20 protein-coding genes are annotated in these 24,268 nt (G+C 72.7%); 10 read left to right on the top strand and 10 right to left on the bottom strand.

Annotated elements, in window-relative coordinates:
- Nucleotides 1–398 precede the first annotated feature (398 nt).
- A complete protein-coding gene (locus tag ACZ7OO_RS17300; RefSeq protein WP_471505522.1) occupies nucleotides 399–902 on the top strand; it encodes a hypothetical protein in 504 nt (167 codons plus the stop codon).
- A gap of 28 nt (nucleotides 903–930) precedes the next feature.
- On the opposite strand, the gene ACZ7OO_RS17295 is transcribed toward ACZ7OO_RS17300, so the two are convergent.
- The 4 genes from ACZ7OO_RS17295 to ACZ7OO_RS17280 form a co-directional block, all read right to left on the bottom strand.
- The gene (locus ACZ7OO_RS17295; RefSeq protein ID WP_471505520.1) at nucleotides 931–5,535 is read right to left on the bottom strand and encodes a hypothetical protein; all 4,605 of its coding nucleotides are present in this window, start codon (nucleotides 5,533–5,535) and stop codon (nucleotides 931–933) included.
- Between the two features lie 46 nt (nucleotides 5,536–5,581).
- Entirely contained in the window at nucleotides 5,582–6,445 is an 864-nt protein-coding gene (locus tag ACZ7OO_RS17290) for a hypothetical protein (RefSeq protein ID WP_352223612.1), read from the bottom strand.
- A 60-nt stretch (nucleotides 6,446–6,505) separates the two neighbouring features.
- The gene (locus ACZ7OO_RS17285) at nucleotides 6,506–8,032 is read right to left on the bottom strand and encodes a hypothetical protein (protein WP_471505518.1); all 1,527 of its coding nucleotides are present in this window, start codon (nucleotides 8,030–8,032) and stop codon (nucleotides 6,506–6,508) included.
- A gap of 93 nt (nucleotides 8,033–8,125) precedes the next feature.
- Nucleotides 8,126–8,827: a GntR family transcriptional regulator gene (locus tag ACZ7OO_RS17280; protein WP_471505516.1), complete on the bottom strand. Its 702-nt coding sequence runs from the start codon at nucleotides 8,825–8,827 to the stop codon at nucleotides 8,126–8,128.
- Between the two features lie 151 nt (nucleotides 8,828–8,978).
- Between ACZ7OO_RS17280 and ACZ7OO_RS17275 the strand changes: the two genes are divergently transcribed.
- From ACZ7OO_RS17275 to ACZ7OO_RS17255, 5 genes are read left to right on the top strand one after another with little or no spacing between them, the layout of a single operon-like run.
- Nucleotides 8,979–10,298 (top strand): MFS transporter, encoded by a 1,320-nt coding sequence (locus ACZ7OO_RS17275; protein WP_471505515.1) that lies wholly within the window; start codon nucleotides 8,979–8,981, stop codon nucleotides 10,296–10,298.
- Nucleotides 10,295–11,116, top strand: coding sequence for a putative hydro-lyase (locus tag ACZ7OO_RS17270; protein ID WP_471505513.1), 822 nt, complete (start codon nucleotides 10,295–10,297; stop codon nucleotides 11,114–11,116). The genes ACZ7OO_RS17275 and ACZ7OO_RS17270 overlap by 4 nt, the downstream gene beginning before the upstream one ends.
- 19 nt (nucleotides 11,117–11,135) lie before the next feature.
- Complete coding sequence (locus tag ACZ7OO_RS17265; RefSeq protein WP_471505512.1) at nucleotides 11,136–11,894, top strand: LamB/YcsF family protein; 759 nt, start codon at nucleotides 11,136–11,138, stop codon at nucleotides 11,892–11,894.
- On the top strand, nucleotides 11,891–12,589 hold the full coding sequence (locus ACZ7OO_RS17260; RefSeq protein ID WP_471505510.1) for a 5-oxoprolinase subunit B family protein: 699 nt from the start codon (nucleotides 11,891–11,893) through the stop codon (nucleotides 12,587–12,589). The genes ACZ7OO_RS17265 and ACZ7OO_RS17260 overlap by 4 nt, the downstream gene beginning before the upstream one ends.
- The gene (locus ACZ7OO_RS17255) at nucleotides 12,586–13,455 is read left to right on the top strand and encodes a 5-oxoprolinase subunit C family protein (RefSeq protein ID WP_471505508.1); all 870 of its coding nucleotides are present in this window, start codon (nucleotides 12,586–12,588) and stop codon (nucleotides 13,453–13,455) included. Before ACZ7OO_RS17260 ends, ACZ7OO_RS17255 begins: the two co-directional genes overlap by 4 nt.
- Nucleotides 13,456–13,522: 67 nt before the next feature.
- Here ACZ7OO_RS17255 and ACZ7OO_RS17250 read toward each other — a convergent pair whose 3' ends face one another.
- The 5 genes from ACZ7OO_RS17250 to ACZ7OO_RS17230 all read right to left on the bottom strand — a co-directional run bounded on the left by ACZ7OO_RS17250 (nucleotide 13,523) and on the right by ACZ7OO_RS17230 (nucleotide 19,035).
- A complete protein-coding gene (locus tag ACZ7OO_RS17250) occupies nucleotides 13,523–14,374 on the bottom strand; it encodes an SGNH/GDSL hydrolase family protein (RefSeq protein WP_471505506.1) in 852 nt (283 codons plus the stop codon).
- On the bottom strand, nucleotides 14,371–15,567 hold the full coding sequence (locus ACZ7OO_RS17245) for a glycosyltransferase (protein WP_471505504.1): 1,197 nt from the start codon (nucleotides 15,565–15,567) through the stop codon (nucleotides 14,371–14,373). Before ACZ7OO_RS17245 ends, ACZ7OO_RS17250 begins: the two co-directional genes overlap by 4 nt.
- Nucleotides 15,564–16,694 (bottom strand): glycosyltransferase family 4 protein, encoded by a 1,131-nt coding sequence (locus ACZ7OO_RS17240; protein ID WP_471505502.1) that lies wholly within the window; start codon nucleotides 16,692–16,694, stop codon nucleotides 15,564–15,566. The genes ACZ7OO_RS17245 and ACZ7OO_RS17240 overlap by 4 nt, the downstream gene beginning before the upstream one ends.
- Nucleotides 16,695–16,922: 228 nt before the next feature.
- Nucleotides 16,923–18,341 (bottom strand): HEAT repeat domain-containing protein, encoded by a 1,419-nt coding sequence (locus ACZ7OO_RS17235; RefSeq protein ID WP_471505500.1) that lies wholly within the window; start codon nucleotides 18,339–18,341, stop codon nucleotides 16,923–16,925.
- A 301-nt stretch (nucleotides 18,342–18,642) separates the two neighbouring features.
- Complete coding sequence (locus tag ACZ7OO_RS17230; protein ID WP_352223624.1) at nucleotides 18,643–19,035, bottom strand: ankyrin repeat domain-containing protein; 393 nt, start codon at nucleotides 19,033–19,035, stop codon at nucleotides 18,643–18,645.
- Between the two features lie 344 nt (nucleotides 19,036–19,379).
- On the opposite strand from ACZ7OO_RS17230, the gene ACZ7OO_RS17225 reads away from it, so the two are divergent.
- Both ACZ7OO_RS17225 and ACZ7OO_RS17220 read left to right on the top strand, forming a co-directional pair.
- On the top strand, nucleotides 19,380–19,574 hold the full coding sequence (locus ACZ7OO_RS17225; RefSeq protein ID WP_471505499.1) for a hypothetical protein: 195 nt from the start codon (nucleotides 19,380–19,382) through the stop codon (nucleotides 19,572–19,574).
- A gap of 37 nt (nucleotides 19,575–19,611) precedes the next feature.
- Complete coding sequence (locus tag ACZ7OO_RS17220; protein WP_471505497.1) at nucleotides 19,612–21,168, top strand: ATP-binding cassette domain-containing protein; 1,557 nt, start codon at nucleotides 19,612–19,614, stop codon at nucleotides 21,166–21,168.
- A gap of 75 nt (nucleotides 21,169–21,243) precedes the next feature.
- Here the strand turns inward: ACZ7OO_RS17220 and ACZ7OO_RS17215 are convergent, their stop codons facing one another.
- Complete coding sequence (locus tag ACZ7OO_RS17215) at nucleotides 21,244–22,743, bottom strand: SCO1417 family PLP biosynthesis transcription factor (protein ID WP_471505496.1); 1,500 nt, start codon at nucleotides 22,741–22,743, stop codon at nucleotides 21,244–21,246.
- A 64-nt stretch (nucleotides 22,744–22,807) separates the two neighbouring features.
- Between ACZ7OO_RS17215 and yczE the strand changes: the two genes are divergently transcribed.
- Nucleotides 22,808–23,497, top strand: coding sequence for a membrane protein YczE (gene yczE / locus ACZ7OO_RS17210; RefSeq protein ID WP_471505494.1), 690 nt, complete (start codon nucleotides 22,808–22,810; stop codon nucleotides 23,495–23,497).
- Nucleotides 23,494–24,261, top strand: a complete 768-nt coding sequence (locus ACZ7OO_RS17205; protein ID WP_471505492.1) for a glycerophosphodiester phosphodiesterase — start codon at nucleotides 23,494–23,496, stop codon at nucleotides 24,259–24,261. Before yczE ends, ACZ7OO_RS17205 begins: the two co-directional genes overlap by 4 nt.
- Nucleotides 24,262–24,268 lie beyond the last annotated feature (7 nt).

The raw sequence follows: 24,268 nt of genomic DNA, 5'->3' as shown, positions 1-24,268 counted from the left end.
ACAAGTACGTCAACAAACGGCGCGAGCCTACTACCGCCACATGGATAACTCGAAGACGTGTCCGGACGATGAACCTCCGCCTGGGTGCCGAGACATGGGAACGGACGGGGAGAGATGTCCGGCCATTGCGGGAGATTGCCGCCGCGATCACGCCGCCTTCGCACCCGTGAGGGCGGGAACGACACGAAGGATCAGTTGGCCGGAATTTTTCACTGGTTGGGAATCATCGGGCGACTTCGTTCGTCCTTGTTGATGGGCGATGGGTGCGAAACCGGCCACAGGAGCCGCGTCTCGCGTCCGGGCGGCGTAAAACAGCGCAAGCCGGGCAGCCACTGGGGAGCCGGGGTCGTCGGACACCGGTGGGAGGGGGTCTGTCGGCGGTGGGGAGTGACACCTTGATGGGGACGGCTCAGCGGCGCTTGGCGCCCGAGGACGGCACAGCGGCACGCTCGACGGTGCGTCAGGGGCCCGAGGCGCCGGACGGCGGCCTTTCGCCACGCGGCGAAGGAGAGCTCTCCGGTGCGCGGGCGCGCACGCAACAGCAGGCGCAGTACCGGCCGTTGTGGGTCGAGGAGCCCGCCAAGCGGTACCGGATGCCGGATCCGGTGCGTACGTCGGCGGTGCGGGCGCTGATCATCATCTCGGTCACGCTGATCCAGGCCATGGTGGCGTTCTTCTGCACGATGGCGGAGTCCTGGCTGGCGTTCCCGATGGTGATCAGCAGCGTGGCGAGCACGGTGGTGGCCACCTGGAGCGCGGTCGACGTCCTGGTGACCCGCCAGGTGTGGAACCAGCGCAACGGTGTGGTCTCGGAGCCGAGCAGCACGGCACGCTCACTTCGCCGTGAGCGGCGCGCGGCCCGGCGGCGAGGCGGCGGCGCCGGTCAGTTGTCCCACTCCTGAGGCCGCCACGGCCGGTGGAGGACGTGCTTCAGGCTGACGGCCTCCTGAACATGCGGGTCGCCGTGATCTCGCTGTGCCCGGCCTCCTCCGCCTGTGGCTGCTGCGGCAGCCCGGGCCGCAGGTGCTCCTCCACCCTGATGTACTTGAGCCCGGCCCTGAGGTCTGCGTCGTTCCGCAATCGGATGACCAGTGGAAACTCGGCCAGCGCGGTGGTGTCGAACAGTCCGGTCGTGTAGAGCAGTTGCACGCCCAACGCGTCCGACACGGCCCGCTGAAGTTCCAGCAGATAGGTCGCGTTGGCGCGTCCGATGGGGTTGTCGAGGAACAGCGTCCCCGCGTGCCGGTGCTTGTCGCGTCCACGGTCGTTGGACCTGAGCGCGGCCATGGTGCAGTACAGGGCGATGGCCGCCGTGAGCAGCTGCCCACCGGAGAACACATCCCCCATCTGCCCCACGGGCACCCGCTCGGCGCGCAGCACCGCGTCGGGCTTGAGGATCTCGACGGCCACCCCCTTGGGCTGCAGGGCCGCCCCCACTCCCCTCAGCAGCAGGGACATTCCGTCCCGCCGTAGGTCGGAGTTCTTCTTCACAGCGGCCCGGGTCGCCTCGTCGACGACCTCGCCCAGCCGCTCGGTGAGCGTGGCCTGGTCGGGCTCCTCGAAGCGGATGCGGAGGAACTCCTGCCCGGACCACTCGCCGAGCCCCTCGGGCAGCCGGGACAGCCGCTGGGCGGACCGCAGGGTCGCGAGGGCCGACTCCACGAGCCCGCGCAGCCGGTCCACGATCGAATCGCGGTTGCGCTCCAGCTGGGCCAGCTCGTCGGTCAGTACCCGTAGTCGGGGTGCGAAGGCGTCCGCCCACTTCTGGGCGTGCTCGGGCAGTGCGGAGGCGGGCAGTTCACGGATCTGCTGCCGTGCGGGCGTACGCACCGCTTCGTAACGGGTGGAGTTGGCATGCCGTACGAGCACATCGCTCGCCTCGCGTACGGCGGACTCGGCGGTGGAGAGATCGCCGGCGCAGCCGCGCAGCGACCGGCGGGCCTCGGCGGCGGACTGCCGGGCCTCCTCCAGGTTGCCTGGGTAGGGCTCGGGCTCTTCCGGCTCCTCCTCGGCGGAGTGTTCGCGCAGCAGGTCGCGGAGCATTGCGGCGATCTCGTCGAAGCCGCCGGCCGCGTCCTCGGCCGCGCGGTGGGCGTCGAGCAGTTCGGTGTGTGCCTCGCGCGCGTGGGTCAAGGCCTCCGTGCGGGAGGCGAGTTCGGCGGTCGCCGTACGTAGCAGGGCCTGCGCGTGGTCGGCGTCGCGCGGCTGGAGCTCCTCGGGCAGCTCGGTATGCGCCTCGCCGTCCTCGGGGGCATGCCGTTCGGCCTCGCCGCGCAGCCGTCCGAGTTGCTCGCTCGCGGTGGACATCCGGGTCTCCAGGAGCTGCACCAGCTCCTCCGCGCGGGCGGCGGCGGCCTGCCGGGAGGGCCCGTCGGATCCGTCGGGCGACTGCAGGAGCTGCTCCGCGCGGGTGCGGACCTTGTTGGTCAGCCGCTCAAGGTCCGCGAGCGCGGCGCTCTCGTCGCTCTCCGAACGGGCCTGTTCGGCGCGGAGGTCGGCGCCGACGCCGACCTTCTCGTACAGCTGTGAGGCGGCGCGGTAGGCCTCGCGCAGGGCGGGCAGCGAGGACTTGGGGGCGTCCTCGTCGGCTTCCGGTACGTCGTCGGGGGCGCCGGCGATCTCGGCGCGTTCGGCCCGCAGCGCGCGGGCGGTGCGGCGGGCGTCGTCCGCGGCGCGCTGGGCGGCGCGCCGATCCTCGTCGGCGGCGCGGGCGCGCTCCAGACAGGTCTGGGCGCGGGCCTCCGACTCGGTGGCCTCGTCGGCGAGTTCGCGCAGCTTGACCTGCCAGCCGGCCCGCTCGCGCAACCGGAACGCGAGTCCGGCGAGGGCGTCGGCGGCGCGCCGGGCCCTCTGTGCGGCCTCCTGCCGTTCGTCGCGCACCTGTGCGGTCTCGGCGGCGGCCTCCTCGGTCTCGGCCCGCACGATCCGCGCCTCGCCCAGTTCGGCCTCGGACTCCTCGGCGAACGCACGTGCCTCCCATGCGGCCTGCGCCAGCTCCACGAGCCGCCCGGACGGACAGGTGGTGCGCCAGGAGGCGAGCCGCGCGGCCAGCTCGCGGTCCTTGCCGAGCCGGGCGGCGAGGGTGCGGATCTCCTCGTCCCGCTCGGTGGCCCGGGCGCGCAGCGCCTGCCGTTCCTCGTCGGCGGCGTGCTCGTCGTGCATGGCCGGGTTCGGCGGTACGAGGAACACGTCGCCCGGGGTGGCGTCGGCACCGGGGGTCGGCGCCAGCAGGGCGGCTGCCGTGCCGACGGCCACGGCGGAGCGCGGCAGCAGGGCGGCCTCGCCGAGCGTCTCGCGGGCGCGGGCGTGGGTGTCCGGGTCGGTGATGATCACGCCGTCGACGAGTTCGGGGCGGGCGGCGAGCACGCGCGCGTGGTCCGTCGGGTCGACGGCCTGGGCGAGGTAGCGCCAGCCGGGCAGCGCCGGAATGCCGTGCTCGCCGAGGTACTCGACGGTGGCGAGCACATCGGGTCCGGGCGGCAGCAGCCCGCCGTCGCCCAGGGCGCCGAGGATCCGGGAGTCGTCGGCGGCCGCGGTGCGCAACTCGAACAGATGCCGTTCGGCGGAACCGACGGCGTCGTCGAGGAGCTCGCGCAACTCGTCGGCGAACCGGTCGAGTTCCTCGGCGCTGAAGGCCTCCTCAGCCTCCCCCGCGCTCTCGCCCCGGGGCCGGGGAATGGCCGTACGCGAACCGGTGAGGCCCAGCAGCTCGGTGAGCCGCTCCTCCGCCGCCAGGGCCTCTGCCAGGCGTTTCTCGGCGTCGTAGGTCCGCTCGGCGGCCGTCGCCGCGTCTGCCGCGCGGGCGGCCGTGAGCTCCGCGCGGGCCTCGGCGGAGGCCGCCTCGCGCGCGTGCTCGGCCGCCTTGCGGGAGGCCTCGCGGGCGGTGTCCCAGGCGGCGACGGCCGTCTTCTCGGCGTCGCTGGCCGCGAGGGCGGCGCGGGCCGGGTCGGCGTCCGGGGCACTGTCGTCGAGCCAGCCCGCGCGGACGGCCTCGGCGGTCTCCTGCTCGACCTCGCTGAGGCGCTGGCGAAGATGGCCGACCTCGCTGCGGGCGCGCTGTGCCTCGGTGGCGGCGGATGTCGAGTCCCGGTAGGCGGAGTCGCTGACCTCCTGGAGGGCGGCGGACCGCTCCTCCTCCTCGTTGGCGAGGTGCTCCGCGCTCTGGGCGGCCGCGTGCAGGGCCCGTACGAGATCGACGGCGGCCTTGGCGCGGGCGGCGAGCGCGGGGGCCGCGTCCCGTTCTGCCTCCTGGATGGCGGCGGCCACGCGCGCGACGCGGTCGGCGGCGGCGCGGTGGCGCAGCACGGCTTCGGCGGCCTGCCAGGCGGAGTGCAGGGTGCGTGCGTCGGCCAGCTCGCGCTTCTGCGCGGCGGCGGACTTCTCACCGGCGGCCAGTGCCAGCGAGGCGTGCCGGTAGGCGAGTTCGGCGGCGATCAGCGCGCTGCGCTCGCGGGCGCCCTCGGATTGCGTGACGGCGTGGGCGGCGGCCGTGACGCGCTGGGCGAGGTCGGCTGCGCGCACCCGCTCCTGCGCGCCCCGTGCGGACAACCTGCGCGCGAGCGTGCGGGTACGGCGCTCGGCGCCCGCGTGGATGTCACGCGCGCGTGCCCGTGCCTCGGCCGCCTCGACGATCCGCCCCAGCAGATCCACCGACCCGGCGGTGAAGTCCCGTTCGGCGATCAGCTCGGCGCGTCGCCCCAGCTTGTGGCCGAAGCCGCCGACCAGGTCGGCGAGCCCGTCCGTGTCCCGGGTGTCGGTGACGGCCCGCAGCAGCAGGTCGGTGAAGTCGGAGTCCTTCTTGACCGCGAACAGACCGGCGGCCTCACCCTCGTCGGCGTTCATCTCCCGCTGGTAGCGGAAGAGTTCCGGGTCCAGGCCGAGGTCGCCGAGGTGCTCGATCCAGCGGTCGTGGATCTCCTCCCAGTGCACCTCCAGATGCGGATACGCCTTGCCCGCCTCCGTGATGGCGTCCCGGAAGCCCTTCATGGTGCGGCGCCGCCCCTGCGCCCCTGAGGCGCCCTCCACGGGCGGTCGTACGGCGGTGGACTCTGCGACCGGCAGACTGTCCAGGGCGAGCCCGGGCCCCGGCCGGAACGAGTACCAGGCCTCGGCGAACTTCCGCGGGTCGTTGGAGACCTGCCGTCCCCGCCATTCGCTCACCTTGCCCACGACCACGCACTCGCCGGTGAGGGTGTGCTGCCACTCCAGGGCGACATGCCCGCAGTCGTCGGCGAGCAGGAACTTGCGCAGCACGCCCGAGCTGGCGCCGCCGAGGGTGTTGCGGTGGCCCGGCAGCATCACCGAGAAGATCAGCTTGAGCAGCACCGACTTGCCGCCGCCGTTCTCCAGGAAGAGCACACCGGCGGGCGCGGGCCGGCGCGGCGGGCCGACGGGCTCCTCCTCGAAGAACTCCGCCTGGGTGGGGGCCGGGTCGGGCACGGGCTCACCGACGCCCCGCAGGTCCAGCACGGTGTCGGCGTAGCGCGCACCGGCGGGCCCGATGGAGTAGAGGCGGACCCGGGACAGCTCGTACATGGCGGACTCTCGTAAGTCTGGGGAAAAGTGCGGTGGTTCTGGACGGTCAGGAGTGGAACGGCAGTCCGGCGTCGGCGGCCAGGTCGTCGCTGTCGTCGGCGGGCAGCAGGCTGGCCGTGCCGTCGGTGACCGGGACGACGCCGAGTTCCAGCAGCTCGGCCATGGCTGCGCTGCCGGCCATGTCCCGCACCTGGAGCTGGTAGCGGGCCGTCGTGCGGTAGGTGCCGCCCTGGTCGTCGCCGGTGCGCTGGAGGAACCCCGAGTCGGTGAGGAAGACGACCGCCTTGCCGATGATGCCGGTGGTGGAACCGGCCAGCCGGCGGGCGTCCTTGGTGGCGCCGGTCGCGCTGCGTCTGGCCCAGATCCGCCAGGCGGCCTCCAGGCCGGGCGTGTCGGTGGCCGGGTCGGTGTTCTCCCCCAGCGCCTCGGCCCGCTCCTCCAGGCGGCGGCAGGCCTGCCGGACGAAGGCGTCGACGCCGTTGACCGTGATCCGCCCGATGTAGCCGTCGTCGGCCAGGTCCTCGGGACGCGGGAACGCCAGCGCTGCGACGGCGAGATGGGCGAGCCCGTGCAGGAACCGGTCGCTGCCGTCCGCGGACGTACGACGCGCGTAGTCGCCCATGCGAACGGCGAACACCGAGTCCTCGGCAGCGGTCACGGCCATCCCTGCGCGGGCCGACACCTCCAGCACCACCAGGCCGAGCCCGGCGGCCACGGCATCCGCGAGGCGCGCGAACGCCGGGTCCTCCCGGTAGCGCCGCAGCAGCTCGGTGTACTCCTGATCACGCGCGGGCTGCAGCTTGGGTTGCAGCCCGAACGCGACGAGCCGGGCCGCGTCGGCGGCGTCGGCGGGCGTGACGGCAGCGTTGGCCTGCGCGGCAGACGCGTCAGCCTCAACGTACTCGTTCACGGGGACAACTCCTTGATCTTGAAAAAAGGGAGGAGGGACACCCCTCAGGGGCGCACAACGTCACGCCGCCTCCGTCCGGTCCGCCGCCATCCCCACCGCGTCCAACAAAGCAGTCCCCACGATCAGATCCGCCCCGCCGAACTCGGGATCGTCAAGCTCGGTCCCGTCATCCACGGCGAACAACAGCTTCTCCTCGCCCTGTCGATACGCGGTACCGACCGCCGGACTGGCCGCATGCACAGCCAGCAAAGCAACCAGATAAGGCAGCTCGGCATCCCGCTTGCGCGCCTCCGCCAACAACCCGGACAACCTGCGCGGCGCGTCCGCCGGAAGGTCCAGCAGCGCCATCGCCGCGGCCAGCTGCTCCTCGCTGAAACGGCTGTCGTCCGGCGTCGCGATGAGGTCCGGCTCGGGCATCTCGGCGCCCAGATGCTCCCGTTCCACCGGCGGCGTCAGCAGTATGTCGACGAGGTCGCCCACCCGCACCGACACCGGCGTCCGCAGCCCGGTCCCGCGTGCGAAGAACGCCCCCGTGACCCGGCTCGCCTGCTCCAGCGGCAACGGCAGCAGTGGGGCGAGGAGGTGCCCGTACAGGTCTGTCCCCGACGTCGTCATGGGCGTCGCGAACGCCTGCCGGTCCTGCTCCGCGCGGAACAGCGGCCCGGCCTCCAGCAGTCGCGACTGCAACTGCGTGTGGCGTCGGATGCAGTCCTTGACGATGTCGACGAGTTCGGCGGCACGCCGCTTGTTCTCCGGCTCCTCGGTCTCGTCGCGGGCCTTGCGGATGTTGGTGAGGATCGCGTTCTCGTGCCGGTAGCGGTCGGCGACGTGGTCCAGAGCCTCGGCGATCAGGTCGGGGACGGCGTTGAGCCAGTCCACCGCGCGGACGTTGCGCCGGGTGGCATCCAGGGCGCGGCGCAGGGTCTCCGAGTACTGCACGGTCCGGTAGCGGGCCTGCTCGGCGGCGAGCTGGGCGTCGGCGAGGCGGCCGCGGTTGATCAGCACCTCCAGCTTGACCTCGGCGGCGATCTGGGCGCTGGTGACGTCCGTGTCGAGAGCGCCGACCAGGACGTTGACCGCCTCGTCGGTCGTCCGGAGGTACACCGTGCCGCCGGGGCCCGGCACCTCCTCGATCAGCTTGAAGTCGTAGTCCCGGCGGACATACGACCCGTCGGGCGCGAAGGTGCCGTACACCGCGCGGAAGCCGCGGTCGACGCTGCCGACGTTGATCAGGTTCTCCAGGACCCAGCGGGCCACGCGCTCGTGCTCGGCGACCGGACGCCGCGGGGTCTGCGCGGAGATGCGCGGGATCAGCCGGGCGACGATCTGCTCGTGGTCGGCGCCGGTGTCGAAGTCCATGTTCAGTGTGACCAGGTCGATGGCGGCGAGGGCCACCTCGGCCATGCCGTACACCGAGTACTCGCCCGCGAGGTTCGCCTTGCGCATGTCCAGGTCGTGCAGCGGTGCGGTGCAGGCGAGCGCGCGCAGGCGCCGCGCCAGCCCCTCGTCGGCGGCCGGGCCCGGCGCGGGGCGCGGCCCCGCGCTGAGCTGGGGCGGAACGCTGTCCGTCGTCACAGGCGAAGTCACGGTGCACAGACTAGGTCCTAGGTCTGACATCGACCCAAACGCTCCGTCCGGGGCGCCGGGGGCACCGCGGGCTGTCCATGGGCTGGGTGCGGGCTACAGGGGGCCCTCGTCGCCGACCCTGCGCCGGTAGACCTCCACCACTCGTTCCAGTGAGTCCGTGAGGTACGTCTCCAGCAGTCGCTCCGCGCCGCGCCTGTCGCCCCGCTCCAGCGCCTGGAGGAGCTCCCGGTTCCGGGACAGGTAGGGCTCGTGCAGGGTGTGGGGGTCGTCGACCGTGTGGAACGCGAGGCGGAGTTCGGCGAAGACGCTGCGCATCAGTTCGTCGGTGCGTTCGCTGCCGGCCAGGGCGACCAGTTCCCGGTGGAAGTGGATATTGGCCGTACCCACTGCTTTCCAGTCATCTCCGGCCGCCGCCCGCTGCCCTTCCGTGACCGCCGCCGACAGTCCGTCCAGGGCGTAGGGCGGGTCACCGAGGCCGCGTACGACGGCGCACTCGACCAGGGACCGGGTGCGGTAGATGTCCTCGACGTCCTCGACGGTCAGGACCCTGACGAAGACACCGCGGTTGAGTTCGTGGACCAGCAGGCGTTCGTGGGTGAGCAGCCGGAACGCCTCGCGCAGGGTGTTGCGGGAGACGCCGAGCGCACCGCCGATGCCGTCTTCCGACAGGCGGGTGCCTGGCGGGAAATACCCGTCCGCGATACGGCTCCTGAGGATGTCGGAGACCCGTTCGGCGGTGCTGGTGCGCCCGAGGAGGGAACGGTCGTCGGCCAGTCCCGTCAGCTGCTCTGCCATGCCCGGAATTCAACCGCAGACACAGGAACGAAACAACGTGGGTATTGAAGGATCGTTGAACGATCCTCTACGGTGCTCAGCACGCTCACCTTGGCACGGCACCGCACGGCTCAGTCCCCGCACCCTTCGTCCCCTCTTCTGCGAGGTGCCCATGAGCACGACTCCTCCACCGCAGGCCCTTACCTCCGACGCGAACCCGGGCAGGGACGAACGCACCGCCGAAGGCGGCGCGTTCGGCTGGCTGCGCGCCCTCGGTCCGCGCGGCCGGCACGCGTTCGCCGGTGCGTTCGGCGGATACGCCCTGGATTCGTACGACTACTTCACCCTGCCGCTGAGTATGGTCGCGCTCGCGACGTACTTCGGACTGGACAGTGGCCAGACCGGCCTGTTCACCACCGTCACCCTGGTGGTCTCCGCGGTCGGCGGCGCCGCGGCGGGCGTCTTCGCGGACCGGGTCGGCCGGGTCCGCGCCCTGATGATCACGGTCGTCACCTACGCCGTCTTCACGGTGGCCTGCGGCTTCGCGCCCGACTACGAGACGCTGCTGGTGTTCCGAGCCCTCCAGGGCCTGGGCTTCGGCGGCGAGTGGGCGGTCGGCGCGATCCTGGTCGCCGAGTACGCAAGCGCCCGGCACCGCGGCCGCACGCTCGGCGCGGTCCAGAGCGCCTGGGCCGCCGGCTGGGCGCTCGCCGTGATCGTCTACACGCTGGTCTTCTCGTTCGTCGGCGACGACCTGGCCTGGCGGGTCATGTTCTGGACCGGTGCCCTGCCCGCACTGCTCGTGGTGTGGCTGCGCCGCCGGGTGCACGACGCCCCGCAGGCGGTCGCGGTACGTGAACGGAGCCCGCGGCGCGGCTCGTTCGTCGCGATCTTCCGTCCGGGCACGGCCGAGGCGCCGGGTCTGCTGCGCACCACGGTCTTCGCGGGCCTGCTGTCCACGGGTGTCCAGGGCGGCTACTACACGCTGGCGACCTGGATCCCGACGTATCTGAAGTCCGAGCGCGGTCTGTCGGTCGTCGGCACCGGTGGCTATCTGACCTTCCTGATCTCGGGGGCCTTCCTCGGCTATCTGACCGGCGGTTACCTCACCGACCGGCTGGGCCGTCGCCGCAACATCTGGCTGTTCGCGCTCCTCTCGGCGCTCTGTGTGCTGGCGTACGCGAACATCCCGGACGGCGCCAACACCACGCTCCTGGTGCTCGGTTTCCCGCTCGGCTTCTGTATGTCGGCGATCTTCAGCGGATTCGGTTCGTATCTGAGCGAGCTGTACCCGACGGCGGTGCGCGGCACCGGGCAGGGTTTCACGTACAACGCGGGCCGGGCGGTGGGCGCGGTCTTCCCCACCCTGGTGGGCTTCCTGGCCGACAGCTGGGGCGTGGGCGGCGCTCTTGTCTTCGGCGCGGCCGGGTACGGGCTCGCCGCCCTGGCCCTGTTCGGACTACCGGAGACGCGCGGGAAGGAACTGGCGTGAACCGTACGGAAGACCGTCCTGTCACCCTCGTCGACGAGCACGCGCACGCGTGGAGCCCGACAACCGCCCGGGCCCGCTTCCGGGAGGGCCTCACGGGCGCCACGGCCGGGGTCGCGGCCGGTCACACCCAGGCCAACCTGATCTCGGTGCCCGCCGACTGGGCGTACGAGATGCTGCTGTTCTGCCAGCGCAACCCGAAGCCCTGCCCGGTGCTCGACGTCACCGACGCCGGCGCCACGGCCACCGTGCTGGCGGACGGCGCGGACCTGCGCACCGATCTGCCGCGCTACCGGGTCTGGCGGGACGGGGAGTTGACGGATGAGCCGACGGACGTGACAGCGTACTGGCGGGACGATCTGGTGTCGTTCCTGCTCGGGTGCAGCTTCACGTTCGAGTGGGCGCTGGCCGAGGCAGGTGTGCCGATCCGGCATGTCGAGCAGGGCCGGAACGTGCCGATGTACGTGACCGGCCGCCCGTGCCGTCCGGCGGGGCGGCTGAGGGGGCCGATGGTGGTGTCGATGCGCCCGGTCCCGCCGCAGCATCTGTCGGCCGCGATCCGGGAGAGCAGTCGGCTCCCGGCGGTGCACGGCGGCCCCGTGCACTGCGGTGATCCCTCGGCGCTCGGCGTCGCCGATCTCGGCCGGCCCGACTTCGGCGACCCGGTGGACGCCGGTCCCGACGACATCCCGGTGTTCTGGGCGTGCGGGGTGACCCCGCAGGCGGTGGTGATGGCCTCCCGGCCGCCGTTCGCCATCACGCACGCGCCGGGCCAGATGTTCATCAGCGACGCCCGCGACGAGCAGTACCGCGTCGCCTGACACGAGAGACAGCGGATCCATGACCTCGATCGACCTGAACGCCGACCTCGGCGAGGGCTTCGGCCGCTGGCGGCTGACCGACGACGAGCAGTTGCTGTCCGTCGTCACCAGCGCCAACGTGGCCTGCGGTTACCACGCGGGGGACGCGGCAACCATGCGGCGGGTGTGCGAGCTGGCGGCTGATCGCGGGGTGACGATCGGCGCCCAGGTGTCCTACCGGGACCTGGCGGGGTTCGGGCGGCGCGCGATGGACGTGCCGCCCGCCGAGCTGGCGGCCGAGGTGGCCTACCAGATCGGTGCCCTTGAGGTCTTCGCCCGCGCGGTCGGCTCGCGCGTGGCGTACGTGAAGCCGCACGGCGCGCTCTACAACCGGGTCGTGCACGACGAGGAGCAGGCCGCCGCGGTGGTCGACGGCGTGCTTCTCGCGGACGCCTCGCTGCCCGTGCTCGGGCTGCCCGGTTCACGATTGCTGGAGCTGGCCGGGAAGGCTGGGCTGCCGGCCGTCACGGAGGCGTTCGCGGACCGCGCGTACACCGACGAAGGGACACTGGTCCCGCGCGGGCGCGAGGGTGCGGTGGTGAGCGACCCGGAGGCAGTCGTGGAGCGTTCGGTGGAGCTGGCGCGCTCCGGCACGGTCACCGCTCACTCCGGCGCGCGCATCGTCGTACGCGCCCGCTCACTCTGCCTGCATGGCGACACCCCGGACGCCGTGGAGCTGGCACGCAGGGTGCGCACGCGGCTCGCGGAGTCGGGCGTGACCGTAGCGGCCTTCGCATGAGCACGACCACGAGCACGGACACAAGCCCCAGCCCGAACACGGACCCGAAGACCGAGACTGCCGCGCCCGTGACAACGCACCTCGTCGGTGACGACGCCGTCCTGGTCGAGGTCGGCTCCGGCGCGCAAGCCCAGGCCCTGCACGCCGAGTTGGTGCGCCGCCGCACGGAGGGCTCGCTGAGGGTCCGCGAGATCGTGCCGGCCGCCCGCACGGTCCTGCTCGACGGCCTCGACGACCCAGCCCGCTGGGCCGGCGAACTGGCCGCCGCCGAGATCCCGCCCGCTCCCCCACGCGCGCGTGCCGCGATCGAGCTGCCGGTGCGCTACGACGGCCCGGACCTGGCCGAGGTCGCCGCCCACTGGCGGGTGCCCGAGGGGGAGGTGGCCCGCATCCACGCGGGAACCGAGTTCACGGTCGCCTTCTGTGGTTTCGCGCCCGGCTTCGGCTACCTCACCGGGCTCCCCGCCCGCTACGACGTGCCGCGCCGGGCCACCCCGCGCACGGCGGTGCCCGCCGGCGCGGTGGCGCTGGCCGGGCCGTACACGGGCGTGTACCCGCGCTCCTCGCCGGGCGGCTGGCAGCTGATCGGGACGACGGAGGCGGTGCTGTGGGACCACGCGCGCGTGCCGGCCGCACTGCTGACGCCGGGTACTCGTGTGCGGTTCGTGCCGGTGGGGCCGGTGGGGGGCGTATGACCGACCGGGCGCTCGTCGTCGTACGGGCCGGGGCGCTGACCACCGTGCAGGACCGCGGACGCCCCGGGTACGCGCATCTCGGGGTGCCCCGCTCGGGAGCGCTGGACACGCCCGCCGCCGCGCTCGTCAACCGGCTGGTCGGCAATTCCCCCGATGCGGCCGTCCTGGAGACCACCGTCAATGGATGCGCCGTCCGGCCGCGGTCGACGGTGGTGGTCGCGGTCGGGGGTGCGCCGGGTCCGGTCGCGGTGGGCGGGCGCCCGGCGGCGTGGGGCGCGCCCGTGGTGGTTCCCGCCGGGGAAGTACTGGAAGTGGGAGCGGCTCTGTCCGGCGTACGGAGTTATGTGGCCATCTCCGGTGGGATCGCCGTCGAGCCGGTGATGGGCAGCCGGGCCACTGATCTGCTCTCCGGGCTCGGGCCGGCCCCGCTGGCGGACGGCACGGTGCTGCCGCTGGGCACTCCCACGCCCCCGCACGCGCGCGTGGACGTCGTACCGCAGCCGTCCCCGCCCACGGAACTCGTGCTGCGGGTGACGCTCGGCCCGCGCGCCGGCTGGTTCATGCCCGCGGCCGTCCGGGCGTTCACCTCGCGCGCGTACCGCGTGTCGTCGGCGAGCAACCGCGTCGGGCTGCGCACGGAAGGGGCCGCCCTGGAGCGAGCCCATCCCGGTGAACTCCCCAGCGAGGGCATGACCCTCGGCGCCGTCCAGGTGCCGCCGGACGGGTGCCCGGTGGTGTTCCTGGCCGACCATCCGACCACCGGCGGCTATCCGGTGATCGCGGTGGTCCGCGCCGCCGACCTCCCGGCGGCGGCCCAGGCCGTCCCCGGCATCCCGATCCGCTTCGTGGCCGTACGCCGTCGCTGAGCTGCCGTCGCTGAGCCGCCGTGGCGGTGTCATCCGGCGCCGTCGTCCGCGCGTGACGTCATCGTCCTCATGCGGCGTCGGCGGGCCGCTCCGGCAGCTGGAGGGCGGCCAGAGCGGCGGAGACGGCGGCGGACGCGCTCAGGTCCAGGCGGGCGCTGGTGCCCTTCCTGCGGTGCCGCATCTCGTCGAGGGCCAGCCGCAGCAGCTGGGGCAGCAGGTCGCTGCACCGCCTGATCACCCAGGCCGTGCCGGCCGTGGCCAGCCAGAACAGACTCGCCTTCTTGGTCGGCGGCGGGAACTCGGGCTCGGGGGACGGCGCCGTCCCCGTCGCCTTGCCCATCGGTGCGAGCAGGGCGTGGAAGCGGACGGCGAGCTGCCGGTGCCCGCGCTCGCACGGGTGCAGCCGGTCCGCGCTCCACATCGCCCGGTCGGTGAGCCAGGCACCCTCCGCCGCGTGCAGATGGACGGCCCCGTACCGCTCGGACAGCGCGTGCACCACCATGTTGACCGCACGCTGCCGGCGGGCCAGCGGGCGGGCCAGGGCGCCCGGGAGTCCGAGCATCGAGCCGGGGTCGGGCAGACACGCGGTGAGCAGGGTCGCGCCCGATGCGGTGAAGGCCGCGTAGACCTTGTCGAGCCGTTCGGCCACCGCGTGGATGTCGAAGGTGCAGCGCAGGGTGTCGTTGACGCCGATGACGACGGCGACTATGTCGGGGCGCAGATCCAGTGCGGCCGGGGTCTGACGTTCCAGCACGTCCCGGGTCTGCGCCCCGCTGACCGCGAGGTTGGTGAAGTTCACGTCCTTCGCGGCGAGTCCGCCGGCCAGCAGCGCGGCCCAGCCGCGCCACCCTTCGCCGGCGGGGTCGCCCACGCCCTCGGTCAGGGAGTCTCCCAGCGCCACGAACCGAACCGCTCTCATGCCACGCCCTCCGGCACGACACGACGGATCTGTTCCGTCGTTCCGTTCTCGTCACGACGGCACAGCACCGGTGCGTCGTGCGCGGCGAGGAAGGCCTCCACCGCCGTTCCCCACCCGAAGCACTCCGCACGCGCGCGTGCCGCTTCCCGGCGCTCGGGACCGGGCCGCTCCAGGAGCAGCTCCACAGCGTCGGCGAAGGCGTCGCCGCGGTCGGCCGCGGTGGCCCCCGAGGAGCCGATCACCTCGGGCAGCGCGGAGGAGGCGCTGGCGACCACGGGCGTGCCGCAGGCCATGGCCTCCAGGGCGGCGAGTCCGAAGGTCTCCGCGGGCCCGGGCGCCATGGCCACGTCGGCGGACGCCTGCAGCGCGCCCAGGGTGTCCCGGTCGGAGACGTGCCCCAGGAAGGTCACCGGCAGCCTGCGCTCCCGCGCGCGCTGTTCCAGACGCTCGCGCAGCGGCCCGTCGCCGGCGACGACCAGGATCACCCGGCGGCCGCGCCGGACCAGCGCCTCCACGGCGTCGAGGGCGGTGCCGGGCCGCTTCTCCACGGACAGCCGCGAGCACATGACGAGCAGTGCCTCGTCCTCGCTCGCGTACCGCGCCCGCAGGTCGAGGTCGCGCATCGAGGGGTGGCGGCCCATCAGGTCGACGCCCAGGGGGGCGCGTACGACGTTGCGCGCGCCGATGCGGATGAACTCGCGCTCGGCGAACTCGGTGGTGCACACCACCCGCGCGTACGTGTGCGCCGTCCGGATGTTGAGGGCGTCTGCGGTGCGCCGGGACATGTTCTCGGACATGCCCCAGGTGCGCAGGACGCCGTCGGCGGTCTCATGGGAGACCATCACAGCGGGGATCCGGGCGCGCCGGGCCCAGCGGCCGGTCCAGCGCAGGGTGGTGCGGTCGGACACCTCCAGGCGGTCCGGGGCGAGGTGCTCCAGGAGGGTCTGCACGCGTGTCTTGTCGACGAGGACGCGGTAGCCGCCGGTGCCGGGCAGCACCGGGCCGGGCAGGGTGATCACCCGGCCCTGCTCCTCGACCCGGTCCGAGAAGCGCTCGCCGGGCACGATCAGGACCGATTCGTGACCGGCGGCCACGAAGCCCTTGCCGAGTTCGCGCAGGGCGGTGCGCAGGCCGCCGGAGGAGGGCGCGACGAAGTTGGCGAGCCGGACGATGCGCAGGGATTCACCGCTCATGCCGCCACCACCGGCCGGCGTGCCGTGAGGACGTCCTCGTAGTGCTGGATCAGCTGGTCGCCGACCGCGGCCCAGGTGCGGCCCTCGACGGTCTCGCGCGCGGCGGCGCCGAAGCCGGCCCGCATCGCGGGGTCGGCCACCAGGGAGGCGACGGCCTCGCGGACGGCGCCCGCGTCGCGCGGCGGGACCAGGAACCCGGTGCGGCCGTGGTCGACCAGGTCGATCGGGCCGCCGGCGGCGGGCGCGACGACCGGGACGCCGCTGGCCATGGCCTCCTGGACGGTCTGGCAGAACGTCTCGAAGGGGCCGGTGTGCGCGAAGACGTCGAACGAGGCGAAGATCCGGGCGAGGTCGTTGCCGGTGCGGCGGCCGAGGAAGACCGCGCCTGGCAGCGCCTCGCTGAGGTGGGCCTGGCTGGGCCCGTCGCCCACGATCACGACCTTGACGCCTTCCAGGCCGCAGACCCCGGCGAGGAGTTCGATCTGCTTCTCCGGGGCCAGGCGGCCCACGTAGCCGACGATGACCTCGCCGTTCGGGGCGATCTCGCGGCGCAGCGCCTCGTCGCGGAACTCGGGGCGGAAGCGGACGGTGTCCACGCCCCGCTGCCACAGCTGGATCCGGGGAACCCCGTGCGACTCCAGGTCGCTGATCGAGGCGGTGGAAGGGGCGAGGGTGCGGTCGGCGGCGCCATGGACGGACCGTATCCGCCGCCAGGCGGCCGCCTCGCCGGCGCCCACGTAGGTCCGGGCATATCCGGCCAGGTCTGTCTGGTAGACGGCGACGGCCGGGATGCCGAGCCGGGCGGCGGCGGCCATGCCGCGAACGCCGAGGATGAAGGGGCTGGCCAGGTGCACCACGTCGGGGCGGTGCTCGATCAGCGCGGCGGCGAGCTTGCGGCTGGGGAGAGCCACGCGGACCTGGGGATAGCCCGGGAGCGGAAGGGAGGGGACGTGGACGACAGGGCACGGCGCGGCGGCCGCGGCGAGCCTGTTTCCGGGGGCGGGAGCCGGAGCGACGACAAGGGGAGCGTGACCGCGATCGACGAGGTGTCGGGCGGTCTGGAGCGCGCAGTGGGCCACGCCGTTCACATCGGGGGGAAAGGATTCGGTCACGATGACGACACGCATACCCGTGTTGTCGCCGCGCTGGACGTGGCCGCGTCAAAGTGGATCTTTCCGATTGTTAAACGTCCCATGAGCGTTGGCCTGCACACCCGATTGGTCCAACCGCTGTCCACACCCGGCTGTCCTGCCGGTCACCGGTTGTTCACTCAGTGGGCAGTTTTCCGCGAAGGGAACGGATGCGGGATCCCCCGTGGTTCCCGAGTTGAAGCCGTGGTCCCCCGTGGCGATGTCTCACACGGCGGGTGTGTCCGGTCCGATACGGCTGCGTACGGCCGTCTGGACCTCGGCCTCCTCGGCGGGGTCGGCGGCGAGCCGGCGGAGTTGTTCGACGACCCGGGCGTCACCGGTCTCGGCGTGCCGGGCGGCGATCTCGCGGGTGGTTTCCTCGCAGTCCCACAGGCATTCGACGGCGAAGCCGGTGGCGAAGGAGGGATCGGTGGCGGCCAGGGCGCGGGCGGCGCGGCCGCGGAGGTGGGACGAGGCGGTCTCGCGGTAGACGTGGCGCAGAACGGGCGCGGCACAGGCGATGCCGAGGCGTCCGGTGCCGTCCACGAGGGTCCACAGCGTCGGCGCGTCCGGGCCTTCGCCGCGTACGGCCTCCCGCAGTGCGGCGAGGACCAGTTCACTGTCCTGGGCGCCGCCCCGGCAGGCGAGCATCCGTCCGGCGGCGGCGCCGAGGGCGTCGGGCCGGTGGGCCCAGCCGCGGGCGCGGTCGACGGCGGCGATACTGCGCATGCGTTCGAAGGCGTCGACGGCGGCCTCCACGACGGCGGTGGTGCCGTCGATCACCGCGGCCTCGATCAGGTTGAGCGCGTCGGGGTCGTTGCTGTCGGCGAGGTAGCGCAACGCGGTGCAGCGGGCTCCGTCGGTGCCGTCCTTGGCCGCCTGGAGGATCTCCGGCCGGTCCTCGGGGCCGGCCACGGCGACGAGACAGCGGGCGGCCGGCACATGGAGGGCCGCGCCCCGCTCGACGCCCTGCTGGGCCCACTCGAAGACCGCACGCACGCTCCACCCCGGACGGGGCCCGGTAGGTCGCATCTGGCGCTGCCAGCGGTCGAAACAGCCGGTTTCCTGCGCGGCACGCACGCGCGTGGCGATCGATTCGCGGGGATCGTCGGCCCACAGCCGCCACGGCCGTGGCTCGAAGGCGTCCCGTACGGCGGCGGCCAGCTCGGCCTCGCCCTCGGCGTCCATGGTGAAGCGCGCGAGCACCGGGGCGGCGAGGGCGCACAGGCCCGCGTCGTCGTCGCGCAGCGCCAGTTCGTCAAGGGCCCAGGCCCAGTTGGTGCCAGTGGCGGCGTACCTGCGCAGCAGTGCGAGCGCGTCCCGCCTGCCGTAGGAGGCGAGGTGTCCGAGCACGGCCAGTGCGAGGCCGGTGCGGGACTCCTCGGTGTCGAGGACGTCGTCGGGGTCGAAGAGATGCGCCTCGATGGCGTCCAGCTCGCCGTTCAGGTCGAGATAGAGGCGGGCGTAGTAGAGGGAGCGGTTCTCCACCTGCCAGTCGTGGCGGGGGTCGCGGAGCACGCAGTGGTTCAGTGCCGCGAGCGCTTCGGCGCGCGGGGCGGTGAGCGCGTGCAGCGTGCCGTCGCCACGGCCCCGCTGGAGCAGGCCGAGCAGCGTACCGCTGGGCGCTATGACCGGATCGAACATGGGAAACAGCCTCACATCAAGCGTCGACGCAACCGGAGAACACGCACTACCTGGCCGCGTGACACAACGTCGGAGCGCCCGCCGTCTCTTGCTCGTTGTAGACCATTTCTCTCTGCCTCTCGTCAGTGGCCCATGCGGACCGCATCACGGTCCGCGTGGTGCGGCAACCCCTGCCCAGCCATCGCGTCCGTGAATCACGACGTCATGATGACTCGGCACTTCGACCTGCCGCGACCGAAATTTCGGCGGCCCTGTACCGCCTCCCCCGTTTTGTGTGTTTTCGCTGATCAGAACGGATGGCTCAGTGAGCGCCGAACAGTTCGAGAAGTTCTGCCTTGCCGAACATCCGCGCGGTGTCGGCGGCCGAAGGAGTGCCCGCCGCCGGGTCCGCGCCGGCCTCCATGAGCACCTTGATGACTTCCGTCTCGCCCTTGAAGACCGCTCCGGCGAGCGGGGTCTGACCTCTGTCGTTGACCCGGTCCGCCTCGCCACCCCGGGCCAGCAGTTCACGCACCGCCTCGGCGTGCCCGTGGTAAGCGGCGAGCATCACGAGGGAGTCACCTCGGTCGTTGGTGAGGTTGGCCGGAACGCCCGCGTCGAGATACGCCACGAGCGCCTCGGTCCGCCCCTGCCGGGCCAGATCGAAGATCTTGGTCGCCAGCTCCACGACCTCGGGGTCGGGGGCTTCGCTCATCGAACGGACCGCCTCTCCTGTGTGCTGCGGGACTTCCCTGGACGGTGGGAGCGTACGGCAACGGACGGGCCGTGCGGCCGTACGAGTGAATCGCCAGCGTACTGGCTTCAGGGGTGCACATGACCGGATCTGCCCGAGGTAAAGATCACCGCGGTTCCGCCGACCGATCACCCAGGCCGCACGGGACACAGTCCTGCCCGGCCGGCGCGAGTCAACGGGATGATCCGCCAAGCGGGTGAAATATACCGTAATTCACCCATTTGCACCTTTTATCGTATGGATACATGCTGTGATGCTGGAAGAACTCATGGTGACTGTCCCCCTTCGACACCAGGAGATCTCAAATGATCCTCTCCATGTCAGGCGTCGTCCTGCTCGGCATCATCGTCTTCCTCTTCTTCCGGAAGGACGGCCTCAAGGCATCGCACGCCTGTATCTCATCGCTGTTCGGCTTCTATCTCGCCAGCACGGCCATCGCACCGAGCATCAAGGCCGGCGGCGAGAGCCTGGCGAGCCTTCTCGGCGGCATCAAGTTCTGACGCCTCTCCCGTCCCTACGCACCGTCAGGAGACAGCAGTGGCCCGGCGCCCTCTCCCCCGCATTCTGAGCAACGGCACCGCGCAGCTCGCCCGGAGCCGGGAGCTGGCCCGGACGGCTGCCGACAACGCCACCGACGTCCTCCATCCGCTGATCACCGTCACCCGCGGACTGCGCCGGCTGGCCTCGGCCGGGGGGCGCAGATGGGCGGAGACGCCCAAGGACAAGCGCGGGCCGCTGCTGTTCCTGGTGGCCTCGGTCGTCCTGGTCGTGGCCCTGGTGCCGTACGGACCGCTGCTCGCCGTCATCACCCTGATGGCGGCGAGCGCCTGGTACGGCCGCGACCGCACCCCGCCCCCGTCGGAGGGCCCCGACGAGTCGCAGGCCCAGCGGCTCCAGTCCCTGTACGAGGCCCTGGTGCCGTACTTCTCGGCAGCCGAGGACCCGGCGCCGCTGTACGCGCACGGCGGGGAGTGGGAGAAAGCCTTCCTCGCCCACGAGTTCGACGACGCCGGCCGCGTCAGCCAGCTCATGATCCGCTACCCCGCGTACTTCCCGGACGGGGAGCCCGAGGCGCGGGCCCGGATCGAGTACCTGCTCACCGCGAAGTCCGGGCGCGGCCGCGAGTACCACTTCGCGTGGGACGAGGAGGGCAACCGGCTGGTGGTGACCGTCCTCGCCCCGCTGCCCACCGACATCGCCGCCCAGCGCTTCGTCACCGCGCCGGGCGAGACGGTCCTGGGCTTCACCGACCCCACCGAGGTCCAGCGCACGCTCCCGCTGGCGTACGGCGAGGAGCAGCGGGACGTCCCGCCGGTGGTCTGGCGCACCGGCGCCCGCTCCACCGAGCCCCATCTGCTGGTCCTGGGCCGCCCCGGCAGCGGCACCTCGACCCTGCTGCGCTCCGTCGCCCTGCAGGCCCTCCAGTACGGCGACGTGCTCATCGTCGAGGGCGGCGGCACGGGAGAGTACGCGTGCCTCTCCGGCCGGGACGGGGTCCTCGCCGTGGAGTGCGGTCTCGCCGGGGCGCTGGCCGGCCTCGAATGGGCCGCCCACGAGACGGAACGGCGGCTCGTCGCCCTCAACCGCGCACGGCAGGCCGGCCAGCCGCCGCCGGACGACTGCCGGCGCCCCCTGTGGATCCTGCTGGACCGCCCCAGCTCCTTCGTCCACCTGGCCTCGGCCAACGGCCAACAGGACCCGCGGAACCTCCTCCAGACCCCTCTCCGGCACGGCCGCGCGGCGAACGTCACCGTGGTGGTCGCCGAACACCTCGACAGCACGGATGCGCTGAGCGAGGCGGTACGACAGCACACGCGCGCGCGTGTCGTGCTCGGGCCCGCGCTGCCGGACGAGCTGGAGGCGGCGCTGGGGGCACCGCCGCACACGACGCCGCTGACCCAGATGCCGCCGGGTCGGGGCTATGCCCGGCTGGGCCACGGCCCGGTACTGCGACTCCAGGTGCCGGCCACGCCCGATCCGTACGACGACGCGACGAGCGACGCGGACCGGCAGGCCGTACTGGACCTGCTGCCGCCGCGGAACGAGCCCGCGGAGCAGCCGGTGGCCATGGAAGCGGCGGTCGCCGAGGGGTGAGGCAGGGTGGGCATCGGCCGCCCGCGCTTTCAGGCGCCCCTTCAGGGGGCGCCGCAGCCGAACGCCGAGCTGCACCTACGCCACAAACGTCCTCGGCGCCTCGCCCCCGCCGGACGCTCCCGCCTCCACCAACCGCGCCGCTGCGGCCAGTCGAGCCGCCGCCTCATCCGCCACCGCTCCCCCCACGGTGAACGGAAGCCGCACATAGCCCTCGAACGCGCCGTCCACCCCGAACCGCGGCCCGGAAGGGACCCGCACCCCCACCCGCTCCCCCGCCTCCGCCAGCCGCGAGCCGGACAGACCTCCCGCCCGGACCCACAGCGTGAGCCCGCCCCGCGGAACCTCGAACTCCCAGCCCGGCAGCTCACGCCGTACCGCGGTCAGCAGGTCGTCCCGGTTCTGGCGGGCCTGGGCGCGGCGCAGCTCGACCGCCTGCTCCCAGCCCTCGGTGCCGAACAGCCAGTTCACCGCCAGCTGCTCCACCACCGGCGTCCCCAGGTCGGCGTAGGCCCGCGCGGCGACGAGGCTGCGGATGACGTCGGGAGCCGCTCGCACCCACCCGATGCGCATGCCCGCCCAGAACGCCTTGCTGGCGGAGCCGACGGTGACGACGGTCGAACCCGCCGGGTCGAAGCCGCAGACCGGGCGGGGCATCTCCACCCCCTCGTCCAGCCACAGCTCGCTCATCGTCTCGTCGGCGACCAGCACCGTGCCCGCCGAGCGGGCCGCGTCGACCAGCCGGCGGCGCTGGTCCTCGTCGGCGAGCGCCCCGGTGGGGTTGTGGAAGTCGGCGACGACATAGGCGATTCTGGGCGCCGCCTCCCGCAGTACCTGCCGCCAGCGGTCCATGTCCCAGCCCTTGAGTCCCTCCGCCATCGCCACGGGGACGAGCCGGGCGCCCGCCTCCCGCATGAGCTGGAGGATGTTGGCGTACGAGGGTGACTCGACGGCGATGCGTTCGCCGCGCCCGCCGAAGAGATGGCAGATCGCGTCGATCGCGCCCATCGCACCGGTGGTGACCATGATCTGCTCGGGCATCGTGGGGATCCCGCGCGCGGTGTAGCGCTCCGCGATCATCGCGCGGAGGACCGGGAGCCCGGCCGGGTAGTCGCCGTGGGTGTGGGCGTACGGCGGGAGTTCCTCCAGGGCGCCCTGGACCGCGCGGGTCAGCCACGGTTCGGGCGCGGGCAGGGCGGCGCAGCCCAGGTCGATCAGCGATCCGAGGGCCTCGGGCGGCAGGGGTTCGAGGCCGCGGGCGGGCAGCGGGTTGCCCGCCGGGACGGCGGTCCAGCTGCCGGCGCCCCGCCGGGACTCCAGGAATCCCTCCGCGCGCAGCGCCTCGTACGCGGCCGCCACGGTCGTACGGCTGACGGACAGGGCGAGGGCCAGTTCGCGTTCGGCGGGCAGCCGGGCGGCGACCGGGACACGCCCTTCGAGGACCAGCAGCCGGATCCCGTCGGCGAGCGCACGGTAGGCGGGCGGTCGCCGGGTGCCGGGGCCGGCCGGGCGGTCCTGCTGCGAGTTGAGTAGCCGGGCGAGCTGCGCGGCACCCACCGCCGAGGTCCACTGCGCCATGAGAATCAGTCCACCTTCCCCGAATTGGCCATGGATGGCTTTTGCTTCCAAGCCACAGAGTGACATGAGCCAGTCCACCATCACCACCAGGGGGTACCTCTTGTCCACGCGAGGCCGGCTCGGGCGACGGCTGATCCAGCTCTACGCAGGGCTCACGTTGTACGGCGTGAGTTCCGCGCTTCTCGTCGAGGCGGGCCTCGGCCTGGAGCCCTGGGGCGTCCTCCACCAGGGTCTCGGCAAGCACACCGGACTGAGCATCGGCACGGTGTCGATCATCGTGGGCGCGGCCGTGCTCCTCCTGTGGATCCCGCTGCGCCAGCGCCCTGGCCTCGGCACGGTCTCCAATGTGTTCGTCGTCGGCCTGGCCATGAACGCCGCACTCGCCGTCGTCCCCGGCGCACACGCGTTCGCCCTGCGGATTCCGCTGATGGCGGCGGGGATCGTACTCAACGGAGTGGCGACCGGGCTGTACATCGCGGCGAGCTTCGGGCCGGGTCCCAGGGACGGTCTGATGACGGGGCTGCACCGGCGTACCGGGCGTTCGATCCGGCTGCTCAGGACGGCGATCGAGGTCGCGGTGGTCGTCACGGGATTCGCGCTCGGCGGGACCGTCGGCGTCGGGACCCTGCTCTACGCCTTGTCCATCGGGCCCCTCGCGCAGCTGTTCCTGAAGGTGTTCGCCGTTCCGGTGGCATCCCAAGGCAGCACGGTCGTTGCCAAGGGGTCATCGGAACAGGCCATACTTCGCCCGTGAGCACGCTGATACGCCACCCGTACCTGGACCACCCCGGCCCCATCGCCTTCGCCCACCGCGGCGGGGCCGCGGACGGCCTGGAGAACACCGTGGCGCAGTTCCGGCGCGCGGTCGAGCTCGGCTACCGGTACCTCGAGACCGATGTGCACGCCACGGCGGACGGCAGGCTCGTCGCCTTCCACGACGACACCCTGGACCGGGTCACCGACGGGGCGGGCCGGATCGGCGACCTGCCGTGGGAGGACGTACGGCAGGCGCGCGTGGCGGGCCGCGAGCCGCTCCCCCTCTTCGAGGACCTCCTCGAGGAATTCCCGGACGTCCGCTGGAACGTGGACGCCAAGGCGGAGCCGGCACTGCGGCCCCTGCTTGAGCTGATCGACCGGACGGACTCCTACGACCGGGTGTGCGTCGGGTCGTTCTCGGAGGCCCGGGTGCTGCGGGCGCAGCGCATCGCCGGGCCCCGGCTGGCCACCTCGTTCGGCACCCGCGGTGTGGTCGGACTTCGGCTGCGCTCCTGGGGGCTGCCGGCGTCGGTGCGCCGGTCGGCGGTCGCCGCACAGGTGCCCGAGTCGCAGTCGGGCGTCCCGGTCGTCGACCGCCGCTTCGTCCGTGCCGCCCACGCGCTCGGGCTGCACGTCCACGTGTGGACCATCAACGAACCCGAGCGGATGCACCGGCTCCTGGACCTGGGAGTCGATGGCATCATGACCGATCACATCGACACGTTGCGTGAGGTCATGCAGGACCGCGGCGTCTGGGTCTGAGGCGCGC

The organism is Streptomyces sp. NPDC111744 (genome assembly GCF_055634995.1).
This window is presented reverse-complemented; position numbering and strand designations above follow the sequence as displayed.

Bases quoted from the DNA above. Each gene is read 5' to 3' on its own strand.
- ACZ7OO_RS17300 (WP_471505522.1), top strand. From the start codon at position 399: ATGGGGACGGCTCAGCGGCGCTTGGCGCCCGAGGACGGCACAGCGGCA.
- ACZ7OO_RS17295 (WP_471505520.1), bottom strand. From the start codon at position 5,535: ATGTACGAGCTGTCCCGGGTCCGCCTCTACTCCATCGGGCCCGCCGGT.
- ACZ7OO_RS17280 (WP_471505516.1), bottom strand. From the start codon at position 8,827: ATGGCAGAGCAGCTGACGGGACTGGCCGACGACCGTTCCCTCCTCGGG.
- ACZ7OO_RS17275 (WP_471505515.1), top strand. From the start codon at position 8,979: ATGAGCACGACTCCTCCACCGCAGGCCCTTACCTCCGACGCGAACCCG.
- ACZ7OO_RS17265 (WP_471505512.1), top strand. From the start codon at position 11,136: ATGACCTCGATCGACCTGAACGCCGACCTCGGCGAGGGCTTCGGCCGC.
- ACZ7OO_RS17260 (WP_471505510.1), top strand. From the start codon at position 11,891: ATGAGCACGACCACGAGCACGGACACAAGCCCCAGCCCGAACACGGAC.
- ACZ7OO_RS17255 (WP_471505508.1), top strand. From the start codon at position 12,586: ATGACCGACCGGGCGCTCGTCGTCGTACGGGCCGGGGCGCTGACCACC.
- ACZ7OO_RS17250 (WP_471505506.1), bottom strand. From the start codon at position 14,374: ATGAGAGCGGTTCGGTTCGTGGCGCTGGGAGACTCCCTGACCGAGGGC.
- ACZ7OO_RS17245 (WP_471505504.1), bottom strand. From the start codon at position 15,567: ATGAGCGGTGAATCCCTGCGCATCGTCCGGCTCGCCAACTTCGTCGCG.
- ACZ7OO_RS17240 (WP_471505502.1), bottom strand. From the start codon at position 16,694: ATGCGTGTCGTCATCGTGACCGAATCCTTTCCCCCCGATGTGAACGGC.
- ACZ7OO_RS17235 (WP_471505500.1), bottom strand. From the start codon at position 18,341: ATGTTCGATCCGGTCATAGCGCCCAGCGGTACGCTGCTCGGCCTGCTC.
- ACZ7OO_RS17230 (WP_352223624.1), bottom strand. From the start codon at position 19,035: ATGAGCGAAGCCCCCGACCCCGAGGTCGTGGAGCTGGCGACCAAGATC.
- ACZ7OO_RS17225 (WP_471505499.1), top strand. From the start codon at position 19,380: ATGATCCTCTCCATGTCAGGCGTCGTCCTGCTCGGCATCATCGTCTTC.
- ACZ7OO_RS17215 (WP_471505496.1), bottom strand. From the start codon at position 22,743: ATGGCGCAGTGGACCTCGGCGGTGGGTGCCGCGCAGCTCGCCCGGCTA.
- yczE (WP_471505494.1), top strand. From the start codon at position 22,808: ATGAGCCAGTCCACCATCACCACCAGGGGGTACCTCTTGTCCACGCGA.